The organism is Pseudomonas sp. LBUM1645 (assembly GCF_059716185.1).
In genome coordinates, this window is the sequence record NZ_CP166811.1 from 2607279 (window position 1) to 2629757 (window position 22479).

25 protein-coding genes are annotated in these 22479 nt (G+C 60.7%); 15 read left to right on the forward strand and 10 right to left on the reverse strand.

Annotation, left to right across the window (positions count from 1 at the left end; all coding sequences use genetic code 11):
- Positions 1–16: 16 nt before the first annotated feature.
- The 3 genes from ACA079_RS11600 (at position 17) to ACA079_RS11610 (ending at position 1559) form a co-directional block, all read left to right on the forward strand.
- The gene (locus ACA079_RS11600) at positions 17–424 is read left to right on the forward strand and encodes a response regulator (RefSeq protein ID WP_497703579.1); all 408 of its coding nucleotides are present in this window, start codon (positions 17–19) and stop codon (positions 422–424) included.
- 141 nt (positions 425–565) lie between these two features.
- Positions 566–778 carry a DUF1059 domain-containing protein gene (locus ACA079_RS11605; RefSeq protein WP_008156959.1) on the forward strand — a complete coding sequence of 71 codons (213 nt, stop codon included), beginning with the start codon at positions 566–568 and terminating at the stop codon, positions 776–778.
- Between the two features lie 112 nt (positions 779–890).
- Complete coding sequence (locus ACA079_RS11610) at positions 891–1559, forward strand: HAD-IA family hydrolase (RefSeq protein ID WP_497703580.1); 669 nt, start codon at positions 891–893, stop codon at positions 1557–1559.
- A 105-nt stretch (positions 1560–1664) separates the two neighbouring features.
- Here the strand turns inward: ACA079_RS11610 and ACA079_RS11615 are convergent, their stop codons facing one another.
- Both ACA079_RS11615 and ACA079_RS11620 read right to left on the reverse strand, forming a co-directional pair.
- The gene (locus ACA079_RS11615; RefSeq protein WP_497703581.1) at positions 1665–2324 is read right to left on the reverse strand and encodes a methyltransferase family protein; all 660 of its coding nucleotides are present in this window, start codon (positions 2322–2324) and stop codon (positions 1665–1667) included.
- A 114-nt stretch (positions 2325–2438) separates the two neighbouring features.
- Positions 2439–3377 carry a GlxA family transcriptional regulator gene (locus tag ACA079_RS11620; protein WP_497703582.1) on the reverse strand — a complete coding sequence of 313 codons (939 nt, stop codon included), beginning with the start codon at positions 3375–3377 and terminating at the stop codon, positions 2439–2441.
- Positions 3378–3500: 123 nt separating this feature from the next.
- On the opposite strand from ACA079_RS11620, the gene ACA079_RS11625 reads away from it, so the two are divergent.
- Both ACA079_RS11625 and ACA079_RS11630 read left to right on the forward strand, forming a co-directional pair.
- The gene (locus tag ACA079_RS11625) at positions 3501–4292 is read left to right on the forward strand and encodes an SDR family NAD(P)-dependent oxidoreductase (protein ID WP_497703583.1); all 792 of its coding nucleotides are present in this window, start codon (positions 3501–3503) and stop codon (positions 4290–4292) included.
- Positions 4293–4359: 67 nt separating this feature from the next.
- On the forward strand, positions 4360–5289 hold the full coding sequence (locus ACA079_RS11630; RefSeq protein WP_497703584.1) for a pyridoxal-phosphate dependent enzyme: 930 nt from the start codon (positions 4360–4362) through the stop codon (positions 5287–5289).
- Positions 5290–5340: 51 nt separating this feature from the next.
- Here ACA079_RS11630 and ACA079_RS11635 read toward each other — a convergent pair whose 3' ends face one another.
- On the reverse strand, positions 5341–5658 hold the full coding sequence (locus ACA079_RS11635) for a DUF2388 domain-containing protein (protein ID WP_123366494.1): 318 nt from the start codon (positions 5656–5658) through the stop codon (positions 5341–5343).
- Positions 5659–6349: 691 nt separating this feature from the next.
- Between ACA079_RS11635 and ACA079_RS11640 the strand changes: the two genes are divergently transcribed.
- The 3 genes from ACA079_RS11640 (at position 6350) to ACA079_RS11650 (ending at position 9013) form a co-directional block, all read left to right on the forward strand.
- The gene (locus ACA079_RS11640) at positions 6350–6718 is read left to right on the forward strand and encodes a DUF6124 family protein (protein ID WP_462005037.1); all 369 of its coding nucleotides are present in this window, start codon (positions 6350–6352) and stop codon (positions 6716–6718) included.
- A gap of 205 nt (positions 6719–6923) precedes the next feature.
- The gene (locus tag ACA079_RS11645; RefSeq protein WP_497703585.1) at positions 6924–7862 is read left to right on the forward strand and encodes a cyclase family protein; all 939 of its coding nucleotides are present in this window, start codon (positions 6924–6926) and stop codon (positions 7860–7862) included.
- A 218-nt stretch (positions 7863–8080) separates the two neighbouring features.
- Positions 8081–9013 (forward strand): LysR family transcriptional regulator, encoded by a 933-nt coding sequence (locus tag ACA079_RS11650; RefSeq protein ID WP_497703586.1) that lies wholly within the window; start codon positions 8081–8083, stop codon positions 9011–9013.
- On the opposite strand, the gene ACA079_RS11655 is transcribed toward ACA079_RS11650, so the two are convergent.
- From ACA079_RS11655 to ACA079_RS11665, 3 genes are all read right to left on the reverse strand, one after another.
- The gene (locus tag ACA079_RS11655; RefSeq protein WP_497703587.1) at positions 9006–9989 is read right to left on the reverse strand and encodes a cyclase family protein; all 984 of its coding nucleotides are present in this window, start codon (positions 9987–9989) and stop codon (positions 9006–9008) included. The genes ACA079_RS11650 and ACA079_RS11655 overlap by 8 nt on opposite strands.
- 167 nt (positions 9990–10156) lie before the next feature.
- Complete coding sequence (locus ACA079_RS11660) at positions 10157–10471, reverse strand: NIPSNAP family protein (RefSeq protein ID WP_046055817.1); 315 nt, start codon at positions 10469–10471, stop codon at positions 10157–10159.
- A 12-nt stretch (positions 10472–10483) separates the two neighbouring features.
- A complete protein-coding gene (locus tag ACA079_RS11665) occupies positions 10484–11650 on the reverse strand; it encodes an iron-containing alcohol dehydrogenase (RefSeq protein WP_497703588.1) in 1167 nt (388 codons plus the stop codon).
- A 154-nt stretch (positions 11651–11804) separates the two neighbouring features.
- Between ACA079_RS11665 and ACA079_RS11670 the strand changes: the two genes are divergently transcribed.
- The 4 genes from ACA079_RS11670 to ACA079_RS11685 all read left to right on the forward strand — a co-directional run bounded on the left by ACA079_RS11670 (position 11805) and on the right by ACA079_RS11685 (position 15997).
- A complete protein-coding gene (locus ACA079_RS11670) occupies positions 11805–12593 on the forward strand; it encodes an SDR family oxidoreductase (protein WP_497703589.1) in 789 nt (262 codons plus the stop codon).
- A gap of 116 nt (positions 12594–12709) precedes the next feature.
- Positions 12710–14023: an MFS transporter gene (locus ACA079_RS11675; protein WP_497703590.1), complete on the forward strand. Its 1314-nt coding sequence runs from the start codon at positions 12710–12712 to the stop codon at positions 14021–14023.
- A gap of 16 nt (positions 14024–14039) precedes the next feature.
- Positions 14040–15155 carry an NAD(P)/FAD-dependent oxidoreductase gene (locus tag ACA079_RS11680; protein WP_497703591.1) on the forward strand — a complete coding sequence of 372 codons (1116 nt, stop codon included), beginning with the start codon at positions 14040–14042 and terminating at the stop codon, positions 15153–15155.
- 245 nt (positions 15156–15400) lie between these two features.
- Entirely contained in the window at positions 15401–15997 is a 597-nt protein-coding gene (locus ACA079_RS11685) for a DinB family protein (protein WP_497703592.1), read from the forward strand.
- Here ACA079_RS11685 and ACA079_RS11690 read toward each other — a convergent pair.
- Both ACA079_RS11690 and ACA079_RS11695 read right to left on the reverse strand, forming a co-directional pair.
- Positions 15918–16838, reverse strand: coding sequence for a LysR substrate-binding domain-containing protein (locus ACA079_RS11690; protein WP_497703593.1), 921 nt, complete (start codon positions 16836–16838; stop codon positions 15918–15920). The genes ACA079_RS11685 and ACA079_RS11690 overlap by 80 nt on opposite strands.
- A 190-nt stretch (positions 16839–17028) precedes the next feature.
- On the reverse strand, positions 17029–17934 hold the full coding sequence (locus ACA079_RS11695) for a LysR substrate-binding domain-containing protein (protein ID WP_497703594.1): 906 nt from the start codon (positions 17932–17934) through the stop codon (positions 17029–17031).
- A 118-nt stretch (positions 17935–18052) separates the two neighbouring features.
- On the opposite strand from ACA079_RS11695, the gene ACA079_RS11700 reads away from it, so the two are divergent.
- The 3 genes from ACA079_RS11700 to ACA079_RS11710 are packed head-to-tail and all read left to right on the forward strand — an operon-like array spanning position 18053 to position 20307.
- Entirely contained in the window at positions 18053–19069 is a 1017-nt protein-coding gene (locus ACA079_RS11700) for an aldo/keto reductase (protein WP_497703595.1), read from the forward strand.
- A gap of 2 nt (positions 19070–19071) precedes the next feature.
- The gene (locus ACA079_RS11705) at positions 19072–19869 is read left to right on the forward strand and encodes an SDR family NAD(P)-dependent oxidoreductase (protein ID WP_497703596.1); all 798 of its coding nucleotides are present in this window, start codon (positions 19072–19074) and stop codon (positions 19867–19869) included.
- Between the two features lie 27 nt (positions 19870–19896).
- Positions 19897–20307 (forward strand): SRPBCC family protein, encoded by a 411-nt coding sequence (locus ACA079_RS11710; RefSeq protein ID WP_497703597.1) that lies wholly within the window; start codon positions 19897–19899, stop codon positions 20305–20307.
- A 44-nt stretch (positions 20308–20351) separates the two neighbouring features.
- Here ACA079_RS11710 and ACA079_RS11715 read toward each other — a convergent pair whose 3' ends face one another.
- Complete coding sequence (locus ACA079_RS11715; protein ID WP_497703598.1) at positions 20352–21659, reverse strand: sensor histidine kinase; 1308 nt, start codon at positions 21657–21659, stop codon at positions 20352–20354.
- Positions 21656–22396, reverse strand: coding sequence for a response regulator (locus ACA079_RS11720; protein WP_033060285.1), 741 nt, complete (start codon positions 22394–22396; stop codon positions 21656–21658). Before ACA079_RS11720 ends, ACA079_RS11715 begins: the two co-directional genes overlap by 4 nt.
- Between the last annotated feature and the right edge of the window lie 83 nt (positions 22397–22479).

Sequence of the window (22479 nt, forward strand, 5' to 3'; positions counted from 1 at the left end):
AGGGAGTGGCACAGTCATGAGACCAATATCGACGGAGGGCGATCATCTCCCTGACGGTTTGATTCTTGTGGTTGAGGACGACCCGCTGATCCTGGAGTTTCTCTGCGAAATTCTTCAGGAAGAAGGCTTTGTGGTTGAACCGCATGTCAGTGCGGACGCCGCATCAGCGTACCTGGAACAACACTCGGACGGCGTCTGTCTATTGCTTACGGACATCACCATGCCGGGCAAACTCAATGGCGCGGACCTGGCCAATCTGTTTGGCGACCGCTGGCCCGACAAACCGATCATGATCATGTCCGGTTTTGAAACGCCGGAAAGTGCCGGGGTCAGGCATTCGGTGTCGTTCATCAAGAAACCATGGGCGCTTGGGCAGTTGCTGGACTGTGTGGAAGGTGCCTTGAAGTCGAAACGTACCCTTTAGAACCTGCAGACGTGGCGGGCCTATACTTCAAGAGTCGGCACACTCGGTGCGACCTGCAATCGTGTTTGATGGATGGGGTGGCGCGTCGAGTGATCGTTCACGCAGGCCAAGGCCTGCCTTCGTCGTAGGGAGGAGAAGATCATGGCGCGTAAATACATCGACTGCCGCGAGTTTCCAAGCGATGCCAAATGCTCGGTTGCACTGTCCGCAGACTCTGAAAACGAACTGCTCGAGGCCGCCGCACAGCATGCGGTCAGTGTTCACAAGCACACCGACTCACCGGAACTGCGTGCTCAACTGAAGACGATGTTTCACGACGGCACCCCGCCTGTCGAAGCACCGCGTCCCGCTTAGTAAGGAAATCCTCTTCAGGAGTTGCCGAAGGCTCGGGCCGCGTTCGGCAGCTCCTCGCAAATGCTACATTGTTCGGCGAACCCGCCTGGCACTTGCGAGAGGTAGCTCCCCCTTGTCTGCTCAAGAATCTGTCTTCAATACCCCGTACCGCGCTTTTCTGTTCGATATGGACGGCACCGTCCTCAATTCCATCGCCGCTGCCGAGCGGATCTGGGCGGCCTGGGCCTTGCGCCACGGTGTCGATGTCGAAACCTTCCTGCCCACCATCCATGGCGTTCGCGCCATCGACACCATCAATCGCCTGGCGTTGCCCGGGGTGGATGCCGAGGTTGAAGCTGCGTTCATCACCGAGGCGGAAATCGAGGATGTCGAGGGGATCATCGAAGTGCCGGGCGCGGCGAATTTCCTGAACTCGCTGCCCGCCAACCAGTGGGCTATCGTCACCTCGGCGCCGAAGGCATTGGCGCTACGGCGGATGGCCGCGGCGGGTATTCCGCAGCCTTTGGTGATGGTCACTGCCGAAGACGTCAGTGCCGGAAAGCCTGATCCCGCGGGCTATCGACTGGCGGCCAAGCGCTTGGGCGTTGAACCGGCCGACTGCCTGATTTTCGAAGACGCCACCGTGGGCATTCTCGCCGCCGAGGCAGCGGGCGCGGGCCTGATCGTGGTGACCGCGACCCACGACCATCCGCTCCAGACCCCGCATGCCACGCTCACCAGCTATGAGTCGGTCGTCGCCCATGTGGATCACGACGACCAAATCCGCCTGCACACTATCTAATGTGGGAGCGAGCTTGCTCGCGATGGCGTCAGCACATTCAACACTGATGTGACTAAAAGATCGCTATCGCGAGCAAGCTCGCTCCCACATTAGGGTTGTGTTGTTTCAGTAAACCCCGGGAATCAACCGCCAACTGCGGGCGCAATAAGCCTCGTATTCACTGCCGAACTGCGCCCTTAACAGGCCTTCTTCGGCGTGAATGCGGGCGATCAAGGGGATCAGCGTCACCGCGGCCAGCAACAAGCCAACGCCGGAGCGAAAGGCCAGTGCCCAGCCCACCGCAGTGATCATCAGCCCCAGGTAACTGGGGTTGCGCAAGGTGCGATAAATCCCGTCGGTGACCAGCGTGTGCCCCGGCTGAATCGCCACCAGTCCACTGAAACGCTTGCCCAGCACAAACACCGGCCACAGCCGCAGCGTGCCGCCGATGATGAACAGCAATGCCCCGAGCCAGCGCACACCTTCGCCACCGAAGGTCCAGAAATCGATCCGGTCGGTGTAGGCCGGCAGGTACCCGCTCAATAATCCGATCACCCCGAACGCCGGCAGCACCCAGCGATTGGCCCGGTCTTCACGTTCGCCGGAACTCAGGTTGACCTCGGTGAACAAGGACGCAATGGCCATCACCAAAGTGGCCAACACAATGACCACCAGCGGTGCATGAGAGAAAAACGCCGAGAATCCGCCAAGCCCCCACACCGCGAGCCCAAGGTAGGCGAGGGTGGAAACAACGGCGAAAAACGCCAGTTTGGCCGAGATTTTCATCTGCATCTCCACAAACGGACCTGACACCGTTCATTGTAGGAGCTGCCGCAGGCTGCGATCTTTTGATCTTCGCTTTTAAAAACAAGATCAAAAGATCGCAGCCTGCGGCAGCTCCTACGCTGAACGGGCATTACGCCGAATCACCTGCGGCGGCTGTCCGAACGCCCGAAGGAAGGCTTCGCGCATGCGGCGGCAGTCGCTGAAGCCGGACTCTTCGGCGATCTGATCGAGGGTGAGGCGCCCGCGTTCCAGCATCTGCCGTGCCGTTTCCAGGCGCAGGTTCTCGATGGCTTTGGCCGGTGATTGACCGGTTTCCGCCCGGAAGGCCCGGCTGAATTGCCGAGGACTGAGGCGCGCGACGTCCGCCAGTTGCTCCACCGACAACGTCTCGGTGAGGTGTTCTCGCGCATAGCCAAGGACGGTTTGAATGCGGTCGGATTTCGCTTCCAGTTCCAGCAGCGCTGAGTGCTGCGACTGGCCACCCGCGCGGCGGTGGTACATCACCAGTTTCTGCGCCACGGAACGGGCCAGGGCAGCGCCGTGATCCTTTTCCACCATGGCCAACGCCAGGTCGATGCCGGCGGTCATCCCGGCAGACGTCCAGATCGAACCGTCGACGACGTAGATGCGGTCTTCCTCGACCTTGATCGACGGAAACCGCGCTTGCAGCTCCCGTGCATAAGCCCAGTGGGTCGTGGCCCGCCGTCCGTCGAGCAAACCGGCCTGGGCCAGGACGAACGCCCCGGAGCAGATCGACGCCGTGCGCCGCGCGGTTTTAACGTTTGCGCGCAGGTAGTTCAGCACGCCCTCGGGTGCCTGCTCGAGGATGGCATCGCCGCCCACCACAATCACCGTATCAAACACCCGCTCACCAAAGGCCTCGGTGCCGACGCTCAGTCCACCGGAAGCGCGCAATGTGCGGCCGTCTTCGGACAATACGCTGACGTCATAAAGCGCCTCGCCAGCGCTGAAGTTGGCGTACTCGAACACCGGCATGGCCGCCAGCGCCATGGACTGGAACCCTTCAAACACTACAAATGCCACGGAAGTCATCGAGATGCCCTCAAAAGGTCGTGTCCGAAAAACGTACTTTAAACGTCATTTGAGACGAGCGTTAGACCATTTATAACGGTTCACACCCGGCGAAGTTATCGCCTCACTGTGAAGGAAATCGACATGGCCCTCTCATCCAAAGGTACCGCTCTGATCACTGGCGCTTCTTCGGGCATCGGCGCGGTGTATGCCGACCGTCTCGCCCGGCAGGGTTACGACCTGATTCTGGTCGCCCGCAGCCAGGCAAAACTCAACGCCTTGGCCAACCACCTGAGTAACGAAACCGGCCGCGCCGTCGAAGTGGTCGCAGCTGATCTGAAAGACAAGGCCGACGTGCGGCGGGTCGAAGAAATTCTACGCTCCGACGCCAGTATCACCCTGTTGGTCAACAACGCCGGGGTCGGCGCTGTCATGCCGCTGCTCGGCAGCCCGGTGGATGACATGGAAGACATGATCACCCTCAACGTGACCGCGTTGATGCGCCTCGCTTACGCGGTGGTGCCAGGCTTCGTCGCTCGCGGCACCGGGACGGTGATCAATATCTCCTCGATCGTTGCCATCGCCCCGGAAATACTCAACGGCGTGTATGGCGGGACCAAGGCGTTTGTCCTCGGCCTGAGCCAATCCATGCACCGCGAGCTGGCGGACAAAGGCATTCGCATCCAGGCCGTATTGCCCGGCGCTACCGCCACCGACTTCTGGAGTGAGGCCGGCAACCCGGTGGAAAACCTGCCGCAAGAGATCGTGATGTCCGCCCAGGACATGGTCGATGCCGCGTTGGCGGGGCTGGCGCAAGGTGAAGTGGTGACCATTCCGGGCCTGCACGATGGCGACAAGTGGGACGCCTACGAAGCTCAGCGCCAGACGCTGTCAGGCTTGTTCGGCAACTCCATTGCGGCACCGCGTTATCGCTAAAGCAGTAGCCGCCGGGCAGGGTGAACTAAGCTTGGATTAGGACCGTTCACCCTTAAGGAGCTCCACCATGCTTCACATCAGAACACCGTTGATTTTGCACCCGGGCCTGTCGACGCCGGCCCGGCGGATCTGGCTCAAGCTGGAAAACCTGCAACCCAGCGGCTCGTTCAAATTGCGTGGCATGGGCCTGTTGTGCAGTCAGGCAAAAGCGCAGGGCAAACGCAAAGTCGTCTGTCCTTCCGGCGGCAATGCCGGTTTCGCCACCGCCGTGGCTGCTGCCAGCCTGGGGTTGAAAGCCTGCATCGTGGTGCCGCACACCACACCGGAAACCACCCGCGCACGGATCAGGAAAACCGGCGCCGAGGTGATCGTCCACGGCAAGCTCTGGGACGATGCGAATCAACGGGCGAAGGAACTCTCGCAAGGCGTGGACACTGAATACGTGCCGGCCTTCGATCATCCGGTGTTGTGGGAAGGGCACAGCACGATAGTCGATGAAATCCTCGAAGACTGTCCTCAGGTCGATGCAGTGGTGACGTCGGTCGGGGGCGGTGGTTTGCTGGCGGGCATCCTCACCGGGTTGATTCGCCATGACCGCATGGATTGCCGGATCATTGCTTGCGAAACCCAGGGGGCGGCCTCTTTTGCGGCCGCGATCGCTGCCGGGCATCCGGTCAGACTGCCGCGGATCGACACCGTTGCCACTTCACTTGGCGCTGCTCAGGTGGCCGCCTGGCCAGTGCAGCACATCCTCGATTTCCCCCACGAGTGCGTGGTGCTCAGCGATGACGAGGCGATCATGGGCGTGGTGCGTTACGCCAACGACCTGCGTCAGTTGGTCGAGCCGGCGTGCGGCGTTTCGTTGGCGATTGCATACCTGGACCATCCGGCGATTGCCGAAGCCCATGATGTGGTGATTGTGGTGTGCGGCGGCGTGAGCATCAGTGCGCAATTGGTGGCGGGGTGGGCGCGTTTATCAGGTGCTGAAGCAAGGTAGGGCTACAAGCGCTATCCGGGTGCTGCAGCCCCACCGCCAATTTTTCAGCTTTTATTGACCCGCAGCAGCGCCATCCTGGACGAGAATTGCTCTGGCCAGGTCTTCGTCGCTGGCGTTGAGGCCAGGATTGTCCTGACGAATCTGTTTCAAGACCGACTCCAGGTAAACACCACGAATCGCGCCGCCACTGGCAACGAAGCTGGAGGCGTCATCCCGGGCAGGAATCATGAGTTTGTGGTCCTTGAAGGTCGAGTACAACGATGCGGAAACCCCGGCTGACGTGGCGACATCGCCCGCATCCACTTTGGCCATAGCGGAGCCGAAGGGTAAACACAGCAAAAGGGAAGAGATGATAATCAGACGGCGCATGACGGTGTCCTCTGAAAGCGTGAAGCAAAAAAGGAAGTACCTCATCTGTAGGATGCGTGGCGGTCGTCAGGAGTTCCCTGTCGAAGCGTTATCAGTCCAACGCCTGCCCTCTGAATGGTGGCCGATGATGTCGGGAACAAGGTTTGGCGTGTTGCAATCGCCAAGCCCTAGAGATGGGGTAGGTCAGTTAGATGGATGCTGGATGAGCTACCGTCATCGCGAGCAAGCTCGCTCCCACAGGGGACGGTGTCGACCACAAATCTCGTGAACGACACCAAACAAATGTGGGAGCGAGCTTGCTCGCGATGGCGTCAGCCGGCACACCGCATAAACACGTTTAACTGCACGCGTTTAAAGACACTCGGTGTTACGTCATAAGCGGCTACAACACCTTGCGTCGTTACCTACGCGTACGCCAGAATCCGCCGGCTTGTGCGGCTGTGGGGCGGGCTATATCGTTTGCTGGTCACTGAAAAACAGTGATCGGGTTTGGTAGCCCGTCTAGAAGCCGCGTGACAACACCTTATGTAGTCTCTTTTTGGGACTCTGTTTTTATGGTGGTCATGCGTGGGGCTCCATTGTGAGCGCCGGGTTTGCTGCTTCGACCGGTCTACCAAACCACGTATGGCCGCCACCCTTCGTTTGGTAGCGAGGGTGATGGCTCCTCAATATATGAAGCGGAGTTCCATCTATGTTCAAAGTCACACCCAACCCCCCGAATACCAGTCCGTTACCCTACGACGCCTTTCTCGATCTTGACCCCAAGAAAATGAAAGAGGCGGCCGACCGCGCACTTAGCTTCTACCTCAACCCCGGGGCGTCGAAAACGCAGATACCACCCCGCAAGCCCAGCACCATTTTCACCATCGACGCAGCGGTGGATGACGAAACGTTGCTCGTCGAGGCCTGCGAATCGTTGGCAGCCGCCAGCGCCATCGTCAACGATCTCACCGACTTAACGGACGGCCCGCGACGGCAAACGATGCTGGTGCTGCAACGGGTGATCATGTTGGGTGAGTTAGCGGTCAATCGGGTATTGGACAACCACAAGCCTGGGTAGCAGCCAGGCACTGTAGGAGCAAGGCTTGCTCGCGATGAACGATCACGCGGCGTGTCAGGCCTGACGCCATCGCGAGCAAGCTTTGCTCCTACAGCACTCGCATTACTCGTGACAATCCAGAACAAATGTATTGCCCATTCCTGTCTGTTTCCCCACAGAAGGGCTGCGTACCTTGGGTCCACTGCAACCTCACAAGGACCCCCTCATGCTCAATCGATTGGTACTGCCGTTTGCCCTGTTGTTCACCCTCAATGCCGCCCACGCCGCGGACGCCGAGAAATGGTATCCGTCAAAATACGGCGCCAACGATGAAATCGGCGCGCTGAACCTGCTCAACGCCGAGTCGGTGATCAATGCTTCGAAACTGATAAAGACCGGCAAAACCTACCCCTTGGCCGTGCCCATCGACAAGTCGTTGCCGGCGTTCCGTCATCGCAGTTTTCACCTGACCAACATCCAGCCGGGCGAAGCGGGCGGCACGACGATGGGGCCGAACAAATTCACCTTCAACGATGAACTGGTGGTGGGCTGGACCGGTGTCGGCACCCAGCTCAACGGCATCGGCCACATCGGCATCGACAACGTCTACTACAACGGCAACCGCGCCGCCGATTTTGTGACCGTGGAAGGGGTGAAAAAGCTCGGCATCGAAAAGGTCCCGCCTATCGTCACCCGCGGTGTGGTGCTGGACATGACCGCCGTGTACGGCAGCGCCATCGTGCCGGAGAAAACCGAGTTCAGCATTGCCGACATTCAGAAGGCACTGGACCTGCAAGGCATCAGCATTCAGAAGGGCGACGTGGTGCTGTTCAACACCGGTTGGCTGGAACTGCTGGGCAAGGACAACGAGAAATTCCTCGCCGTGGAGCCGGGCATCGGCATGGAAGCGGCCAAGTGGCTGGTGGACAAACAGATCGTCGCGTTCGGCGGTGACACCTGGGCTTCGGAAATCTACCCGGCCAAAGACGGCCAGGAATTCCCGGTCAACCAATTCATGCTGGCCAAAAACGGCATCTACAACCTTGAGTTGATCGACAGCCGAGCGCTGGTGAAAGACAAGGCGTGGGAATTCATGTTCGTGCTGGGGCAGCCGCTGTACAAGGGCTCGACCCAAGTCAACATCAACCCGGTCGCCATTCACTGACAGCCACCGTTCGAAGCCGTAACGCACCCTTTGTAGCAGCTGGCGAAGCCTGCGTTCGGCTGCGGAGCAGTCGTAAAACCTGAGCATACGGTTTTTCTGAAACACCGCATTGCCTGATCTCACGACTGCTTCGCAGTCGAACGCAGGCTTCGCCAGCTGCTACAAAGTGTGGGTTGCCGCAGTCATTGATTTAACCCTTGAATCGAGAACACACGGATATGGTTGTTCCTTCCCTTTGCAGCATCGCTGCACGCTTGCGCCTCAAACAACTGCGTTTGCTGATCGCGCTGGATGATCGCGGCTCGTTGCACAAGGCCGCCGAGCAGATTTCGATTTCCCAGTCTGGCGCCACCAAGGCGCTGCATGAAGTCGAGTCATTGCTCGGCATGCCGCTGTTCGAACGCCAGCCCAAAGGTCTGGTGGCCAACGAAATGGGCCGGTGCATGATTCGTTATGCGCGGCTGATCTACAGCGATGTCGAGCACCTGCGCGAGGAAATGCTCAGCATCATGCAAGGCCAGGGCGGGCGGCTCTCGGTGGGGGTAATCATGGGGGCGGTGCCGTTGCTGACCCGAGCCCTGACCGAGTTGCGCCTGAAGCAGCCGGAGCTGTCTGTGGAACTGGTGGAAAACACCAGCGCCACGTTGCTCGGGTTGCTGGACCAGGGACGACTGGATCTGGCGATTTGTCGCACCAGCGTCGGCCAGCGCTCGGACGCTTATGACTGCATCGAACTGAGTGAAGAACCCTTGGCGGTGGTCGCCAGTAAGGACCATCCGCTGGCCAGCGCCAAGTCACTGCAGCTGTCGCAGTTGAGTGACTACCGCTGGGTGGTCTATCCCAAAGACATGCCGATGCGTCAAACCCTGGAACGTGAGCTGAATGAAGCGGGGCTGGCGATTCCGCGTCATCCGCTGGAAACCTCATCGACTTTCGCCACCATTTTGTTGGTGCAACAAGACCCGACCTTGTTGGCGGTGATCCCGGTGGAAGTGGCCAGGTTCTGCGAGCAATTCGACTTGCTGGTGAAGCTGCCGGTGTCGATGCGTGCGTTGATCGAGCCTTATGGCGTGATCAGCCGGGCCGGCGCCGATCTTTCCCCGGCGGCGACCTTGCTGATCAACGAACTGCAGCAGGACCTGATTACTTGATCACGATCGGATTGACCGGTGCACCCGTGCCGCCAACAACCTTCAACGGCGCGGCGGTGTAGAGGAACTGCCACTGGCCGTCTTCGGCGCAATCACTGGCCAGGTCGTCGAGCATCGCGACTTCGGTGAAGGTCACGCCGAGGTTGCGCATCAAGGCATTGTGCAGCGGGATCAGCACGCCCGAGCTTGGGTCGACCGCCACTTCGTTGGCCATGGTGTCGGTCACCAGGTTGGGGATTTCCATCTGGTGAAACCATTCCACCAGCTCGCGGCTGAAGGTCAGGCCCGGCTCGGCGAAGTCCTTGTAGAACTCTTCCGGTTCTCGCTGATAGAACGAGCCGATCCAGCCGGTGCGGATGATCAGAATGTCGCGTTTCTGGATCTCGATACCCTGGGCTTTTGCTGCGGCCAGCAGGTCCAGGTGATTGAAGGTTTCGCCCTTGTCCAGCACCGCTTTGCCGCGATGGCGGGCCATGTCGATCAACACCGCACGCCCGACAATCCCGCGCTCGGCAATCGGCAGGATGCTGGCCTTGTCCATGCTGCCAATGGTGCTCATGGCGTCGTAGCCATTCCACAGTTTGTTGTCGTGCCAGACGTGGCCCAGCGCGTCGTATTGGGTCGAGCCTTGCAGGTGCATGAAGATCACGTCGTCGGCGTATTCCACATGGCCGTCGAAGTGAGTTTTACCGGCCAGGAAATGGCCCTTGTCCAACACGTTGACCCGCATCGATGGACGTCGGCCGGGCCACAACGGTTCGCCTTTGGGGTGGCCGATCTGCACTTGCAGGGTGAAGGTCTTGCCTTGGCGGACCGAGGCGATACCCCGGAGGATTTCCGCGCTTTGCAGGTAATTCAGGGCGCCGACTTCATCGTCCGGGCCCCATTTTCCCCAGTTGGTCGGCAGGCCTTCGAGCAAGGCCTTGATGTCGGGAGAACGGTCAGCGGCGGTGTTATTGGGATTGTGGTCGCACATGAGGTTGTCCTTGGGATTTAACAGACGCCTGGAATCTGCCTTTGTAGGAGCTGCCGCAGGCTGCGATCTTTTGATCTTGGTTTTTGTTGCCCTTGAAGACGCCAGGATCAAGAGATCGCAGCCTGCGGCAGCTCCTACAGGGGGTTGTGTTGATCCGAAGGCCGGGATTATTTGATGGGGGAGAAATCCGCAGCGATCAGCAATTTGGATTCCATCTTTTCCAGCATCGGAAACGCTTTCGGCACGAAGCCTTCGAGCCAGTCCGGATCTTGATACAGGGCGGCGCGTTTCTTGATCCGGTCATCGAGGCTCTCGTAGGCCCAGATGTGGATGACCTGATTCAGCTCGCCGATTTCGGTGTACCACCAGCCCACCAGCGTGGTGTAGCGAGAGATCACCGGCAGGCCGGTTTCTTCGAAGTGCTTGAGGTAGGTCTGCATTTTTCCGATTTGAATCGTGTAGGTGCGCATTTCGTAAAACATGGGAGTCGTCTCTTAGGAATGAATGCCGTGCCAGGCGTTGCTGATGATTCGTTCGATGTCGGCAGCGGTGGTCAGGCGTGGGTTGACCAGCACGTTGCCGCTGCGCATCGAGTCGCTGACCATTTGCGGCATGTAGTCCAGGTCCACGCCCAGGTCCTTGATGTTGTCGGGAAGGCCAATGGCCTTGTTCAGCGCCACCACGTGCTCCACCACTTTGAGCCCGGCACGCGCAGGGCTCAGGCCATCGACGTTCTCGCCCATGGCCATGGCTATTTCACGGAACAGCTCCGGGCAGGCCGCCAGGTTGTATTCGATGACGTAGGGCAGCAGTGTCGCGTTGGCGATGCCATGGGGAATGTTGAACACGCCGCCGAAGGTGTGGGAGATCGCATGCACGTTGCCCAGTTTCGATTGAGCGAACGCGACGCCGGCGAGGAACGAACCGAGCAGCATTTGTTCCCGGGCGTGCAGGTCGGAGCCGCTGAAAAACGCTTTTGGCAGGTGGGTGCAAATCATCTTGATCGCTTGCAGCGCCAGGGCTTGGCTGACCGGGTTGGCCTGCTTTGACACGTAGGATTCGATGGCGTGGGTCAACGCGTCCATGCCCGTGGCAGCGGTGATCGACGGCGGCAGTTTCAGCGTCAGCTCGGCGTCGAGAATCGCCAGTTTTGGAAACAGTGCCGGGCTGATGATCACGGTTTTGAACAGGGTTTTGGTGTTGGTGAAGACCGTGGAGGCCGTGCATTCGCTGCCGGTGCCAGAGGTGGTCGGAATGGCAAAGACCGGGAGAGGCGGGTGCAGCAGTTTGTCGTAGCCTTCGTAGTCGAGGATGTTGCCGGGGTTGGTGGCCATCGCCGCCACACCCTTGGCGGTGTCGATGCTGCTGCCGCCACCGACGCCGATCACCGAATCGCAGTCGTGGTTTTTCAGGAACGCCACGGCGCGTTCCAGCACGTCGGTGGTGGGGTTGGGCTCGACACCGGAAAACACTTCGTAGTGGATGTCACTGTCGGCCAACGAGGCGAAAAAACCTTCCATCACGCCCGACGCCATCAGCCCTTCGTCGGTGACCACCAGCAGTTTTTTTCGAACATGCGGCTTGAGCAGCGCACCGGCCTGACGCACCAGGCCGTTACCGCTTTTCAGGGTCGTGGGGAAATAAAACTGGAACGGGTTCATGTGTGTCTCCGGTTCTTATTGGTCTGGAGACAGTAATAAGCGTGGGAGGCGGCTGATAATGAAAAGGTCTGATCTGGGGATCACCCTTTGTCATCCCCTGAGGGGTTGTATTGCAGTGGTAACGTAAGGGTTTCGAACCGACAGGAGCATCGTCATGGAATTGGGAATATCGGGTCGCTGGGCCATCGTCTGCGCCGCCAGCAAGGGCTTGGGTCTGGCCTGCGCGCGAGCCTTGGCGAAGGAGGGCGTCAACCTGGTGATCAACGCCCGTGGAAACGAAACCTTGCAGGCCGCTGCCGATGAATTGCGCCAACTGGCACCGAGCATCGAAGTGCGCACGGTGGCCGGGGATATCAGTACACCGGCGGTCCGCGAGCAGGTGTTGGCGGCGTGTCCGCAGGTGGACATCCTGATCAATAACGCTGGCGGTCCGCCGCCGGGTGACTTCCGCGACTGGCAGCGTGAAGACTGGTTGAAAGCGCTGGACGCCAACATGCTCACGCCCATCGAGCTGATCAAGGCCTGCGTCGATGGCATGGCCGAGCGCGGTTTCGGGCGCATCGTCAACATCACCTCTGGCGCGGTGAAGGCGCCGATCGATGTGCTGGGCCTGTCCAACGGTGCCCGCAGCGGGCTGACCGGTTTCATCGCCGGGCTCGCGCGTCAGTCGCGTTTGGCCGGGCACAACGTGACGATCAACAATCTGCTGCCAGGTCCATTCGAGACCGAGCGTTTGCACAAAACCCTCAGCGCCGCCGCCGAAGCCAACAGCACCACGGTTGAGAGCATCAGCGAGCAGCGGCGCAAGCACGTTCCGGCCCAGCGTTTCGGCCAGCCCGACGAGTTCGGCGCCTATTGCGCGTTCATCTGCAGCGCCCACGCCGGTTTCCTCACCGGGCAAAACCTGTTGCTGGACGGCGGCAGCTACCCCGGTACGTTCTGATCTGTTGGGGGGGATGACGATCGGTTATCCCCCAATCAGATCCCCTCATTATTCAGCTGTCGGGTGCGTGATTAGAGTGGAGCCGCTTGTCTCCACAACAATAAAGAGCGCCCCTCATGAACAATCCGAGTGCCGAAACACTGCGGCTGACCGCCGCGTCTGCTACCGAGCGCCCGACCAGCGTGCGCTGGCGGATCTTCCTCATCATGTTGCTGCTGACCGCGATCAACTACATCGACCGCGCTTCGCTGTCGGTGGCCTTGCCGCTGATTTCCAGTGAGTTCCAGATCCCGCCAGCGCTGGAGGGTTTGATGCTCAGCGCGTTTTTCTGGTCCTACGCGTTGATGCAGATTCCCGGTGGCATGCTGCTGGATCGTTTTCAGACTCGCCGTGTGATCGTCATCGCGACCGTCGCCTGGGGCGCCTTTCAGGCCCTGGCCGCCGGCGCGCACAACTGGATCACGCTGCTGATTACCCGCATGGGCCTGGGCATTGCCGAGTCGCCGATCATGCCCGCCGGGGCCAAGCTCAACGGCGCCTGGCTGACCCCTAACGAACGCGGGCGCGGCGCGGTGCTGGTCGACGGCGGGGCACCGCTGGGCAGCGCGTTCGGCGCGATCATCATTGCCGGCCTGATCGGCTGGTTCGACTCCTGGCGCATCGCCTTCGTGATTGCCGGCATCGGCACCATGCTCGCCGGCGTGCTGGCCTGGAAATACATCCGCAACCATCCCAGCGAACACCCTGGGGTGAATGCCGCGGAACTGGCGCACATCACCGAGGGCAATATCAAAGTCAGCCAACCCGGCGCGGTCACCAGCATTCCTCTCAAGGAGCTGCTCAAGGATCGCTCGGTGCTGGCGATGTTCGCCGGCTATTGCTGCATCCTCAGCGTGTTCTACGGACTGCTGACCTGGATGCCGAGCTACCTGCACCAGACCCACGGCTTGAACATTTCGAGCATGGGCGGGGCGACGTTCCTGATCTTCATGTGCGGTTTCGTCGGCGAGCTGGTCGGTGGTTATCTGGGGGATAAATGGAAATCCAGCGGCGCCTCGCCAAATCTGGTCATGCGCAGCATGTTCAGCGGCTCGGCGCTGGTGGCGGCCCTGTGCATGCTGGCGGTGGCGTATGCGAGTGAGGCCAGCAAAGCGATCGGCTTGCTCTGCGTGGCGATGTTTTTTATTCGCTGGTGCGGCATGTACTGGTGCATTCCGTCGATCCTCGGCGGCACCTCGAAAACCGGCGTGCTGGCCGGCACCATGAACTTCTGCGGGAACATGGCCGGGGTGATCGTGCCGATCCTGATCGGGCTGATCGTGCAGTTCACCGGGTCGTATTTCCTGGTGCTGATCTTCTTCGTGGTCATGGCCATGCTGCTGGCGATATTCTCCAGCCTGATCGATTATCGGGAACGAGGGCTGGCGTGAAAGGAGCGGAGGGCAGGTGAGCGTCGATATCGAATGCGTGGTGGTCGGGGCCGGTGTGGTCGGGCTGGCGGTCGCCAGAGCCCTGGCCCGCAGCGGGCGGGAAGTGATCCTGGTCGAGGCGGGCGAGGGCATTGGCGTGGGCATCAGTTCGCGCAATTCGGAAGTGATCCACGCCGGCATTTACTACCCGAGCGGCAGCCTCAAGGCGCAATTGTGCGTGGAGGGCAAACAACGCCTTTACGCCTTTTGCGATGAGCGTGGCGTCGATTATCGGCGGCTGGGCAAGCTGATCGTGGCCACCGATGACGGTCAGTGCGCGGCCTTGCGAAAGTTGCTGGAGCAAGGCCGGCGCAATGGTGTCGATGACTTGCAATGGCTGGACGCCGAACAGGCGCGTGAACTTGAACCGGCAGTGTCCTGCGTCGCGGCGCTCTGGTCGCCTTCCACCGGGATCGTCGATTCCCATGCCCTGATGCTGGTGCTTCAGGCGGATGCCGAGGCCAGCGGCACGTCGCTGGTTTTTCATACGCCACTGGCGTCGGCCCGTTGCACCGAGCAAGGTTTCGAACTGCAGATGGGCGGCGCCCAACCGATGGCCTTGAGCTGCCGCGAGTTGATCAATTGCGCCGGACTGTCTGCGCCTGAGGTGGCGAGCCGGATTGAAGGCTTGCCCTCTCAGTACGTTCCCGAGGCACGATTGTGCAAGGGCAGCTATTTCAGTTTCAGCGGCCGGGCGCCGTTCCGGCATCTGGTGTATCCGGCCCCGGAGAGTGCGGGGCTGGGCGTGCACATGACGCTGGATCTGGGCGGCCAGGCGCGCTTCGGGCCGGACGTCGAATGGGTCGATCAGGTCGATTATCGTGTGGATCCACGCCGAGCCGATGGCTTCTACGAGGCGATCCGGCGCTACTGGCCGGAGTTGCCCGATAACAGCCTGCAACCGGCCTACAGCGGCATCCGCCCGAAAATCACCGGGCCGACCGAGCCGGCGGCCGACTTTGTCATCAGTGGTCCGGCCGAGCATGGTGTGCCGGGGCTGGTGAACCTGTTCGGAATCGAGTCACCGGGCTTGACCAGTTGCCTGGCGCTGGCCGATCGGGTGGTGGAACGTCTGACGCCGCATTCTTTGTAGCAGCTGCCGAGCAGCGCGAGGCTGCGTTCGGCTGCGCAGCAGTCGTCAAACCATGCGCCGCGGTGTATCAGATAAATCGAGTTCGCAGGATTTACGACTGCTTCGCAGCCGAACGCAGCCTCGCGTTGCTCGACAGCTGCTACACAGGCCGCGTTGCGGCGAAGTGACCGGTAATCAGCGTTTGCAATGCCGCTCGCCCTGAGGGCTATGCTTGGCAGTGCGCCCATCACAATGGGAGACCTCCGATGATTAACGTACGCACTGCCCGCATGCTTGCCGATTACAAACGCTGGGCCAATCAACGCCTCTTTGACAGCCTGGCCGCACTGCCACCGGGTGAGGTCAATAAAGAGCGCGTGTCGGTGTTCAAGAACATGATCGGCACCCTGAACCACATCTACGTGGTGGACTGCATCTGGCAGGCCCACCTCGAAGGCCGAGGGCACGGTTTCAAGACGTCACACGATCTGCTGCACCCCGACCTCGCCGAGCTGCGCCTGGCGCAAAAGGACATCGATCACTGGTACTGCGACTGGAGTGAACGGCAGACCGATGCCTCGCTGGATAAACCCGTCGAGTTCAGCTTTGTCTCGGGGGAAAGCGGCATCATGAGCGCCGGCGCGATACTGATGCATGTGGTCAATCACGCCAGTTATCACCGCGGCTGGGTGATCCAGATGTATTTCGAGATTCCGGTCATGCCGCCGGTCACTGACTTGCCGGTGTACCTGCGCGAGACCGACCCCGAGTCTTTCAAATCGATTAATGCCCCGGCAGTGGCGCCGACATGTGTTGGGAAATTCGCGAGCGCAACCAACGTTCTGCCGGATCGTTATCGTTGACGCCGTTCCAGACCATGGACAGTTCGGACAGGTTGATGTCAAACGGCGGGTCGTCGGCACGCAGCTGACTGCTGCCTTCGATCAGCGCGCACGCGGCGTAATCCGGCACCGTTGCCAGCATATCGGTGCCGGCCAGCAAGGCGCGCAGACCGGCGAATTGCGGCACCGCCAGCACCACCCGGCGTGAGCGGCCGATGCTCGCGAGGTCGTTGTCGATGGCCCCGGTCAAATCCCCGGAAAACGACACCAGTGCGTGCGGACGTTCGCAGTATTCGTCCAGGGTCAGGGTGCCGGGACGATTGTCGCCGCGCAGGATCTTGACGCTCAGGTCACGTAACTTCTTGCGCTTGGCATTGGCCGGCAGTTCCGTGGTGTAGCTGATCCCGACGGATATCTCCCCGGAGGAGAGCATTGACGACATCAGCAGGAAATTCACTCGACGCACCACCACCACGACGTTCTGCGCCTCTTCGCGTATTTGCTTGAGCAGCGGCGGAAACAGGCCGAACTCGGCGTCATCGGACAGGCCGATGCGGAATACATCGCGGCTAGTGGCCGGGTCGAAATCCTTGGCCCGGCTGACCGCGCCGGAGATGGTGTCCATCGCCGGCTGCAATTCCTTGAGGATCGCCAGGGCCCGCTGGGTCGGCTCCAGCACGCGACCGTTACGCACCAGCAGCGGGTCGTCGAACAGGTCGCGCAACTTGGCCAGTGAGGCACTGACGGCGGGCTGGCCGAGAAACAGTTTCTCCCCGGCCCGGGTCAGGTTTTTTTCGAACATCAGGGTTTCGAAAATCACCAGCAGGTTCATATCCACGCGGCGCAGGTCGTTGCGGTTCATGTGGGGTTGCTCGCAGGATTTCGGGGTCTTTTCAGTAAAGCACCAAACCCTGTGTGGCAGTCGAAAATCCATTCGCTTAGAAAATCAAAGGATCGCAGCCTCGTTGCACTCGACAGCTCCTACAGGGTTTGGCGTACACCTGTAGGAGCTGTCGAGTGCAACGAGGCTGCGATCTTTTGATCTTGAAATCTCAGGGCGAGTCAGCCGAACCTGGCTCCGTCAGCACTTTCCTGAACGTCTCCACCAGCGGTCGCAAATTGATCCGGTGCCACGCGGCCCACAGCGGCGTGGTGAAGGAAATCCATGGCACTTCCCGCAGCACCACGCCTGGCGGGGCGTTACGGCTCAAACCTTTCTGGATCATGGCGATGCCCAGCCCCGACGCCACCAATCCCAACGCGGTGAAAGGTTCGGTGGCTTCCATGCGAATGTCCGGGGTGAAGCCGGCGCGGATGCAGGCGCTGACGAAGTCGTCGCGGCTGGCGGCGTCTTGGCGCGGTTGCACGCCGATCCATTCCTGATCGGCCAGGTCCGCCGGTGTCAGTGTTGGGTGGTTCGCCAAAGGATGGTGCTCGGGCAGGGCCAACAGCATCGGATCGTCCAGCACCTGAAAACCCAGCAGGTCCGGGTCGTCGGCGACGGGCGGTTCGCTGACCAGAGCGATATCCAGACTACGCTGACGCAGGCCTTCGAGTTGTTCGGCGGAATTCAGGTTGTATAGCGCGACGTGCACGTTCGGCCGGTCGACCCGCAGCACCCGCAGGGCATTCGGCAAGACACCGGCGTGCATGGCGTTTTCGATATAGCCGATGCACAAGCCGCCTTCTTCGCCACGACCGAGGCGCTTGCCCAGGGATTCCAGGCGATTGGCGTGGGTCAGCAGGGCACGGGTTTCGGCCAGGAAAGTCTGGCCATCGCGGGTCAGGCGAATGCGTTGCTGGCTGCGTTCGAACAGGGTCAGCCCCAGGCGCTCTTCGAGCTGGGCAATCTGTCGGCTCAGGGGCGATTGGGAAATGTGCAGGCGTTCGGCGGCGCGACCGACGTGTTCTTCTTCGGCGACGGCGACGAAGTAGCGCAATTGGCGGATGTCGATCATGTCAGACCTATCAGGACTCAAGTGCTGCGTATTATGTCTTGGACGGTCCGATCATCGCAATCTAGCATCTGCTCAACGGTCACCTCAGCTGACCTCTGAAACTGACGAGGATTGAATCATGAGCTTGAAAGACAAACTGCCCGGCGCGCTGGGTTTCGGTACCGCCCCATTGGGCAACATGTTCCGCGCCATTCCTGAAGAAGAGGCGATGGCTACTGTCCACGCCGCCTGGGATGCCGGTGTGCGTTACTTCGACACCGCGCCGTTTTACGGTTCGGGCCTGTCGGAAATTCGGCTGGGCGCCGCGTTGGCCCAGTACAACCGCGACGACTATGTACTCAGCAGCAAAGTCGGCCGAGTGATTCTCGATGAGATCGAAGACGCCGCGGCCCGCGATCTTGGCGAGAAAAGTGGTGTATTCGAACACGGTCGCCCGAACAAGATCGTCAACGACTACAGCGCCGACGCCACGATGCGCTCCATCGAAGACAGCCTCAAGCGTCTGCAAACCGATCGGCTGGACATCGTCTGGGTGCATGACATCGCTCAGGACTTCTACGGCGATCAATGGCTGGAATACTTCAACCAGGCCCGCACCGGCGCCTTCAAGGTGTTGACCCGTTTGCGCGAAGAAGGCGTTATCAAGGGCTGGGGCCTGGGTGTGAACAAGGTCGAACCGTGCGAACTGACCCTGGATCTGACCGAAGCCCAGCCGGACGGTTTTCTGCTGGCGGGTCGCTACACGCTGCTCGACCACGATCGTGCCTTGCAACGCTTGATGGACGCAGCGCTGGCGCAGAACGTTGATATCGTGGTCGGTGGTCCTTACAGCTCGGGCATTTTGGCTGGAGGTACACACTTCGAGTACCAGAAGGCCAGCCCGGCGATCATCAATAAAGTCGAGCAGATCAAACGCATCGCTGCCGCGCATGGTGTCGACATCAAGGCGGCTGCGTTGCAGTTCTCGTTGGCTAACCCGGCCGTGGCGGCGGTGATTCCGGGGTCCAGCCGTCCGGACCGGATTGCTGAAGACGTTGCCGCGATGTCGGCCGTCATTCCCGCTGCTTTCTGGCTGGCGATGCGCGACGCGAAACTGGTGTCCGAACGTGCGCCATTGCCGATCATTGGAGGTTGAGCATGAAAATCGATCTGACTGGAAAACTCGCCATTGTCAGCGGCAGCACCGCCGGCATTGGCCTGGGCATCAGCAAGGCGCTGGCCGAATCCGGCGCCACGGTGGTGGTGATCGGCCGCGAGACGGCCAAGGTGGAGCAGGCGCTGGCGAGCATTCGCCAGAGCGTGCCAGACGCGCAGTTGCGTGGCCTGACCGCAGACCTCGGCACAGCCGAAGGCGCCGAGTTGTTGTTCGCCGCCGAACCACGGGCGGACATCCTGGTGAACAACCTCGGGATCTTCAACGACGTGGACTTTTTCGACACGCCGGACAGCGAGTGGACGCGGTTTTATGAGGTCAACGTGATCTCTGGCGTGCGCCTGTCACGGCATTACGTGCCAGACATGGTCAAGCAGGGCTGGGGTCGGGTTATCTTCCTGTCCTCGGAGTCCGGGATCGCGATCCCGGCCGACATGCTCAACTACGGCGTGACCAAAAGCGCCAACCTGGCGGTGTCCCATGGTCTGGCCAAGCGGTTGGCGGGCACCGGGGTGACGGTCAACGCGATCCTGCCTGGCCCGACGTTGACCGATGGGCTGGAGCAGATGCTCAAAGACGCCACTGCCAAATCGGGACGCAGCGTTCGGGAAGAAGCTGACGCCTTCGTGCGCAAGGCCCGGCCGACCTCGATCATCCAGCGTGTGGCGGATGTCGAGGAAGTCGCGAATCTGGTGGCTTATATCGCCTCGCCGCTGTCGTCGGCCACCACTGGCGCAGCTTTGCGGGTCGACGGCGGCGTCGTCGACAGCATGTCGATCTGAACCTTATTGATTGAGAGAGAATATTTCATGGCTACAGCATCAGCATTCATCGACATCCCGGCGACGGCCGACCAGGTTTGGCAATTGATTGGCGGTTTCAACTCGCTGCCGGACTGGCTGCCGTTTATTCCCAAAAGCGAGCTGAGTGAAGGCGGCCGGGTTCGCAGCCTGCAAACGGCGGATGGGGCGGTGGTGGTTGAGCGGTTGGAGGCGTTTGATAACGCTGGAAAGACTTACAGTTATTCGATTTTGCAGGCGCCGTTTCCGGCTACTGACTATCTGGCGACTATCAGTGTTGAAGCGCAGGGGCAGGGCGCGCGAGTGACGTGGTCTGGGCGGTTTAAGCCTGTTGGGGTGAGTGATAAAGAGGTTGAGGAGTTGTTTGCCGGGATCTACCAGGGCGGTCTTGAAGCCCTGCGGGCCAACTACCCGGCCTGACCCTGGACTGATCGTTCCCACCAGAGCGTGGGAACGATCATGCATCACGCCGCTTGACGCGGTAATTTGAGCTCCGCGCACAACCCACCTCCCTCACGATTACTCAACGTCAACGATCCCCCGATCGCCAACGCCAACTGCTGTGCAATCGCCAACCCCAACCCGGTCCCGCCGGTGCTGCGGTTACGTGAATTCTCCACGCGATAAAACGGTTCCATCACCTGGGCCAATTCCTCCTCGGCAATCCCTGGCCCGCGGTCCATCACCTTCACCGACAAGCTACCGTCAGACTTCGCTTCCACCCACAACTCGGCGGCGCCAGCGAACTTCAGTGCGTTGTCCGTCAGGTTCACCAGCACCCGCCGCAAGGCGTGCGGCCGGGTGTTGATCACCGCGTCACTTTTACCGCCCAGCTGAACGTCTTTGCCCATGTCCTGATAGTCGAACACCAGGCTGTCGAGGAACGAGTCCAGATTGGTGCGGCGACTTTCTTCGGTGGCGCCATGCACGCTGCGGGCATAGGCCACGCCTTCGCGCACCAGGTGTTCGATCTCGCCAAGATCATTCCAGAGTTTGTCTTTCTCGGCAGAGTCGTCCATGAATTCGGCGCGCAGTTTCATGCGGGTGATCGGGGTTTGCAGGTCGTGGGAAATCGCCGCCAGCAGTTGCATGCGCTCCTTGAGGTAAGCCGCGATGCGCGCCTGCATCGAATTGAACGCCTTGGCGGCATGGGCGACTTCGGTCGGGCCTTTTTCATCCAGATGCACCGCGTGGGTGTTGGGGTCCAGGGTCTCTACCGCTTGGGCGAGGCGGGTGAGGGGGCGGATGGCGATTCTGACGGCCAGCCAGGTGCAGATGAGCATCAGTGCCAGTTGCCCCAGCAACACGATGGGTAACCACGGCGACAACGGCACCATCGAAGGTCGCACGTCGATGGTCACCGGGCTGCCATCCGCCAGTTTCAGGTGGACCTGAAAATGTTTATCCGGACCGGGGATGTCGGTCACCGTCATCGGGTAATCCTTGCCGATGGCCTCTTTGATCGACGTCATCGCTATGGGCGAATCGCTCATGGGCATGCCCGGCGAGCCTTCGTTCAACAAATAGCGGTAGTTACGTCGATCCAGTTGTTGCAGCCAACTCATGCGTTCTTCGGCCGGCAAGCGGTCGAGGATGGCGATGGAGGTCGAGACGTCGGTTTCCAGATTGCCCAGCATGGTGTTCTTCGTGCTTTCGTACCGCTCGTAGTACTGCGCGCCGAAGGACAGCGCCTGCGCGAGAATCAAGCCGATCAGGAAGATCAGCGACAGTCGCGAGGCGAGGGTGCGGGGCCAGCGCATCGAGAGGTTCATGAGGGCGCCCCGAGGACTTCCACCGGCAGGGAAAACACATAGCCTTCGCTGCGCACGGTTTTGATGTAGGCCGGTTCGCGGGCATCGTCCAGCAAGCGCTGGCGCAAGCGGCTGACCAGCAAGTCGATGGAGCGGTCGAACAGGTCGGCATCGCGGCCTTGGGTCAGGTTCAGCAATTGATCGCGATTGAGCACCCGTTGCGGGTGATCGAGGAACACCCGCAGCAACCGATATTCCGCGCCACTGAGCGCGACCATCGTGCCGTCCTCATCGAGCAGGTGCCGGGCCGAGGTGTCCAGGCGCCAGCGCCCGAAGGCCAGCAAGCGACCGCTTTCGGTGACCACCAGGTTGGGCGGCAGCATCCGCGTGCGGCGCAGCACGGCGTTGATGCGGGCGAGCAGTTCACGGGCAGCGAACGGCTTGACCAGGTAATCGTCGGCGCCCATTTCCAGGCCGATGATGCGGTCGGTTTCATCGTTGCGCGCGGTGAGCATCAGCACCGGCGTGGCCTTGTGTTTGCCGGCGCGCAACTCACGGCACAGCATCAGGCCATCGTCGCCCGGCATCATGATGTCGAGCACGATCAGGTCCACCGGCGTGGATTCCAGGAACGTGCGCATTTGCCGTCCATCCGCCACGACGGTGGTGCGCAGACCGTTTTTCTTGAGGTAGTTGCCTACCAGTTCCCGGATCTCGCGGTCATCGTCCACGATGAGAATGTGATCGACGTGTTCCATTTGGCCAGGCCTCTGTAGATGGGGGATGTCGCGCAGTCTATCGAGCCTTGGCCCGCTCGCCCGCAGTCCTTTGTATTGCAGTG

Bases quoted from the DNA above. Each gene is read 5' to 3' on its own strand.
- ACA079_RS11695 (WP_497703594.1), bottom strand. From the start codon at position 17,934: ATGATCGACATCCGCCAATTGCGCTACTTCGTCGCCGTCGCCGAAGAA.
- ACA079_RS11640 (WP_462005037.1), top strand. From the start codon at position 6,350: ATGTTCAAAGTCACACCCAACCCCCCGAATACCAGTCCGTTACCCTAC.
- ACA079_RS11670 (WP_497703589.1), top strand. From the start codon at position 11,805: ATGGAATTGGGAATATCGGGTCGCTGGGCCATCGTCTGCGCCGCCAGC.
- ACA079_RS11660 (WP_046055817.1), bottom strand. From the start codon at position 10,471: ATGTTTTACGAAATGCGCACCTACACGATTCAAATCGGAAAAATGCAG.
- ACA079_RS11705 (WP_497703596.1), top strand. From the start codon at position 19,072: ATGAAAATCGATCTGACTGGAAAACTCGCCATTGTCAGCGGCAGCACC.
- ACA079_RS11720 (WP_033060285.1), bottom strand. From the start codon at position 22,396: ATGGAACACGTCGATCACATTCTCATCGTGGACGATGACCGCGAGATC.
- ACA079_RS11625 (WP_497703583.1), top strand. From the start codon at position 3,501: ATGGCCCTCTCATCCAAAGGTACCGCTCTGATCACTGGCGCTTCTTCG.
- ACA079_RS11600 (WP_497703579.1), top strand. From the start codon at position 17: ATGAGACCAATATCGACGGAGGGCGATCATCTCCCTGACGGTTTGATT.
- ACA079_RS11685 (WP_497703592.1), top strand. From the start codon at position 15,401: ATGATTAACGTACGCACTGCCCGCATGCTTGCCGATTACAAACGCTGG.
- ACA079_RS11635 (WP_123366494.1), bottom strand. From the start codon at position 5,658: ATGCGCCGTCTGATTATCATCTCTTCCCTTTTGCTGTGTTTACCCTTC.
- ACA079_RS11655 (WP_497703587.1), bottom strand. From the start codon at position 9,989: ATGTGCGACCACAATCCCAATAACACCGCCGCTGACCGTTCTCCCGAC.
- ACA079_RS11665 (WP_497703588.1), bottom strand. From the start codon at position 11,650: ATGAACCCGTTCCAGTTTTATTTCCCCACGACCCTGAAAAGCGGTAAC.
- ACA079_RS11645 (WP_497703585.1), top strand. From the start codon at position 6,924: ATGCTCAATCGATTGGTACTGCCGTTTGCCCTGTTGTTCACCCTCAAT.
- ACA079_RS11630 (WP_497703584.1), top strand. From the start codon at position 4,360: ATGCTTCACATCAGAACACCGTTGATTTTGCACCCGGGCCTGTCGACG.
- ACA079_RS11710 (WP_497703597.1), top strand. From the start codon at position 19,897: ATGGCTACAGCATCAGCATTCATCGACATCCCGGCGACGGCCGACCAG.
- ACA079_RS11690 (WP_497703593.1), bottom strand. From the start codon at position 16,838: ATGAACCGCAACGACCTGCGCCGCGTGGATATGAACCTGCTGGTGATT.
- ACA079_RS11620 (WP_497703582.1), bottom strand. From the start codon at position 3,377: ATGACTTCCGTGGCATTTGTAGTGTTTGAAGGGTTCCAGTCCATGGCG.
- ACA079_RS11615 (WP_497703581.1), bottom strand. From the start codon at position 2,324: ATGAAAATCTCGGCCAAACTGGCGTTTTTCGCCGTTGTTTCCACCCTC.
- ACA079_RS11675 (WP_497703590.1), top strand. From the start codon at position 12,710: ATGAACAATCCGAGTGCCGAAACACTGCGGCTGACCGCCGCGTCTGCT.
- ACA079_RS11650 (WP_497703586.1), top strand. From the start codon at position 8,081: ATGGTTGTTCCTTCCCTTTGCAGCATCGCTGCACGCTTGCGCCTCAAA.
- ACA079_RS11700 (WP_497703595.1), top strand. From the start codon at position 18,053: ATGAGCTTGAAAGACAAACTGCCCGGCGCGCTGGGTTTCGGTACCGCC.
- ACA079_RS11715 (WP_497703598.1), bottom strand. From the start codon at position 21,659: ATGAACCTCTCGATGCGCTGGCCCCGCACCCTCGCCTCGCGACTGTCG.
- ACA079_RS11605 (WP_008156959.1), top strand. From the start codon at position 566: ATGGCGCGTAAATACATCGACTGCCGCGAGTTTCCAAGCGATGCCAAA.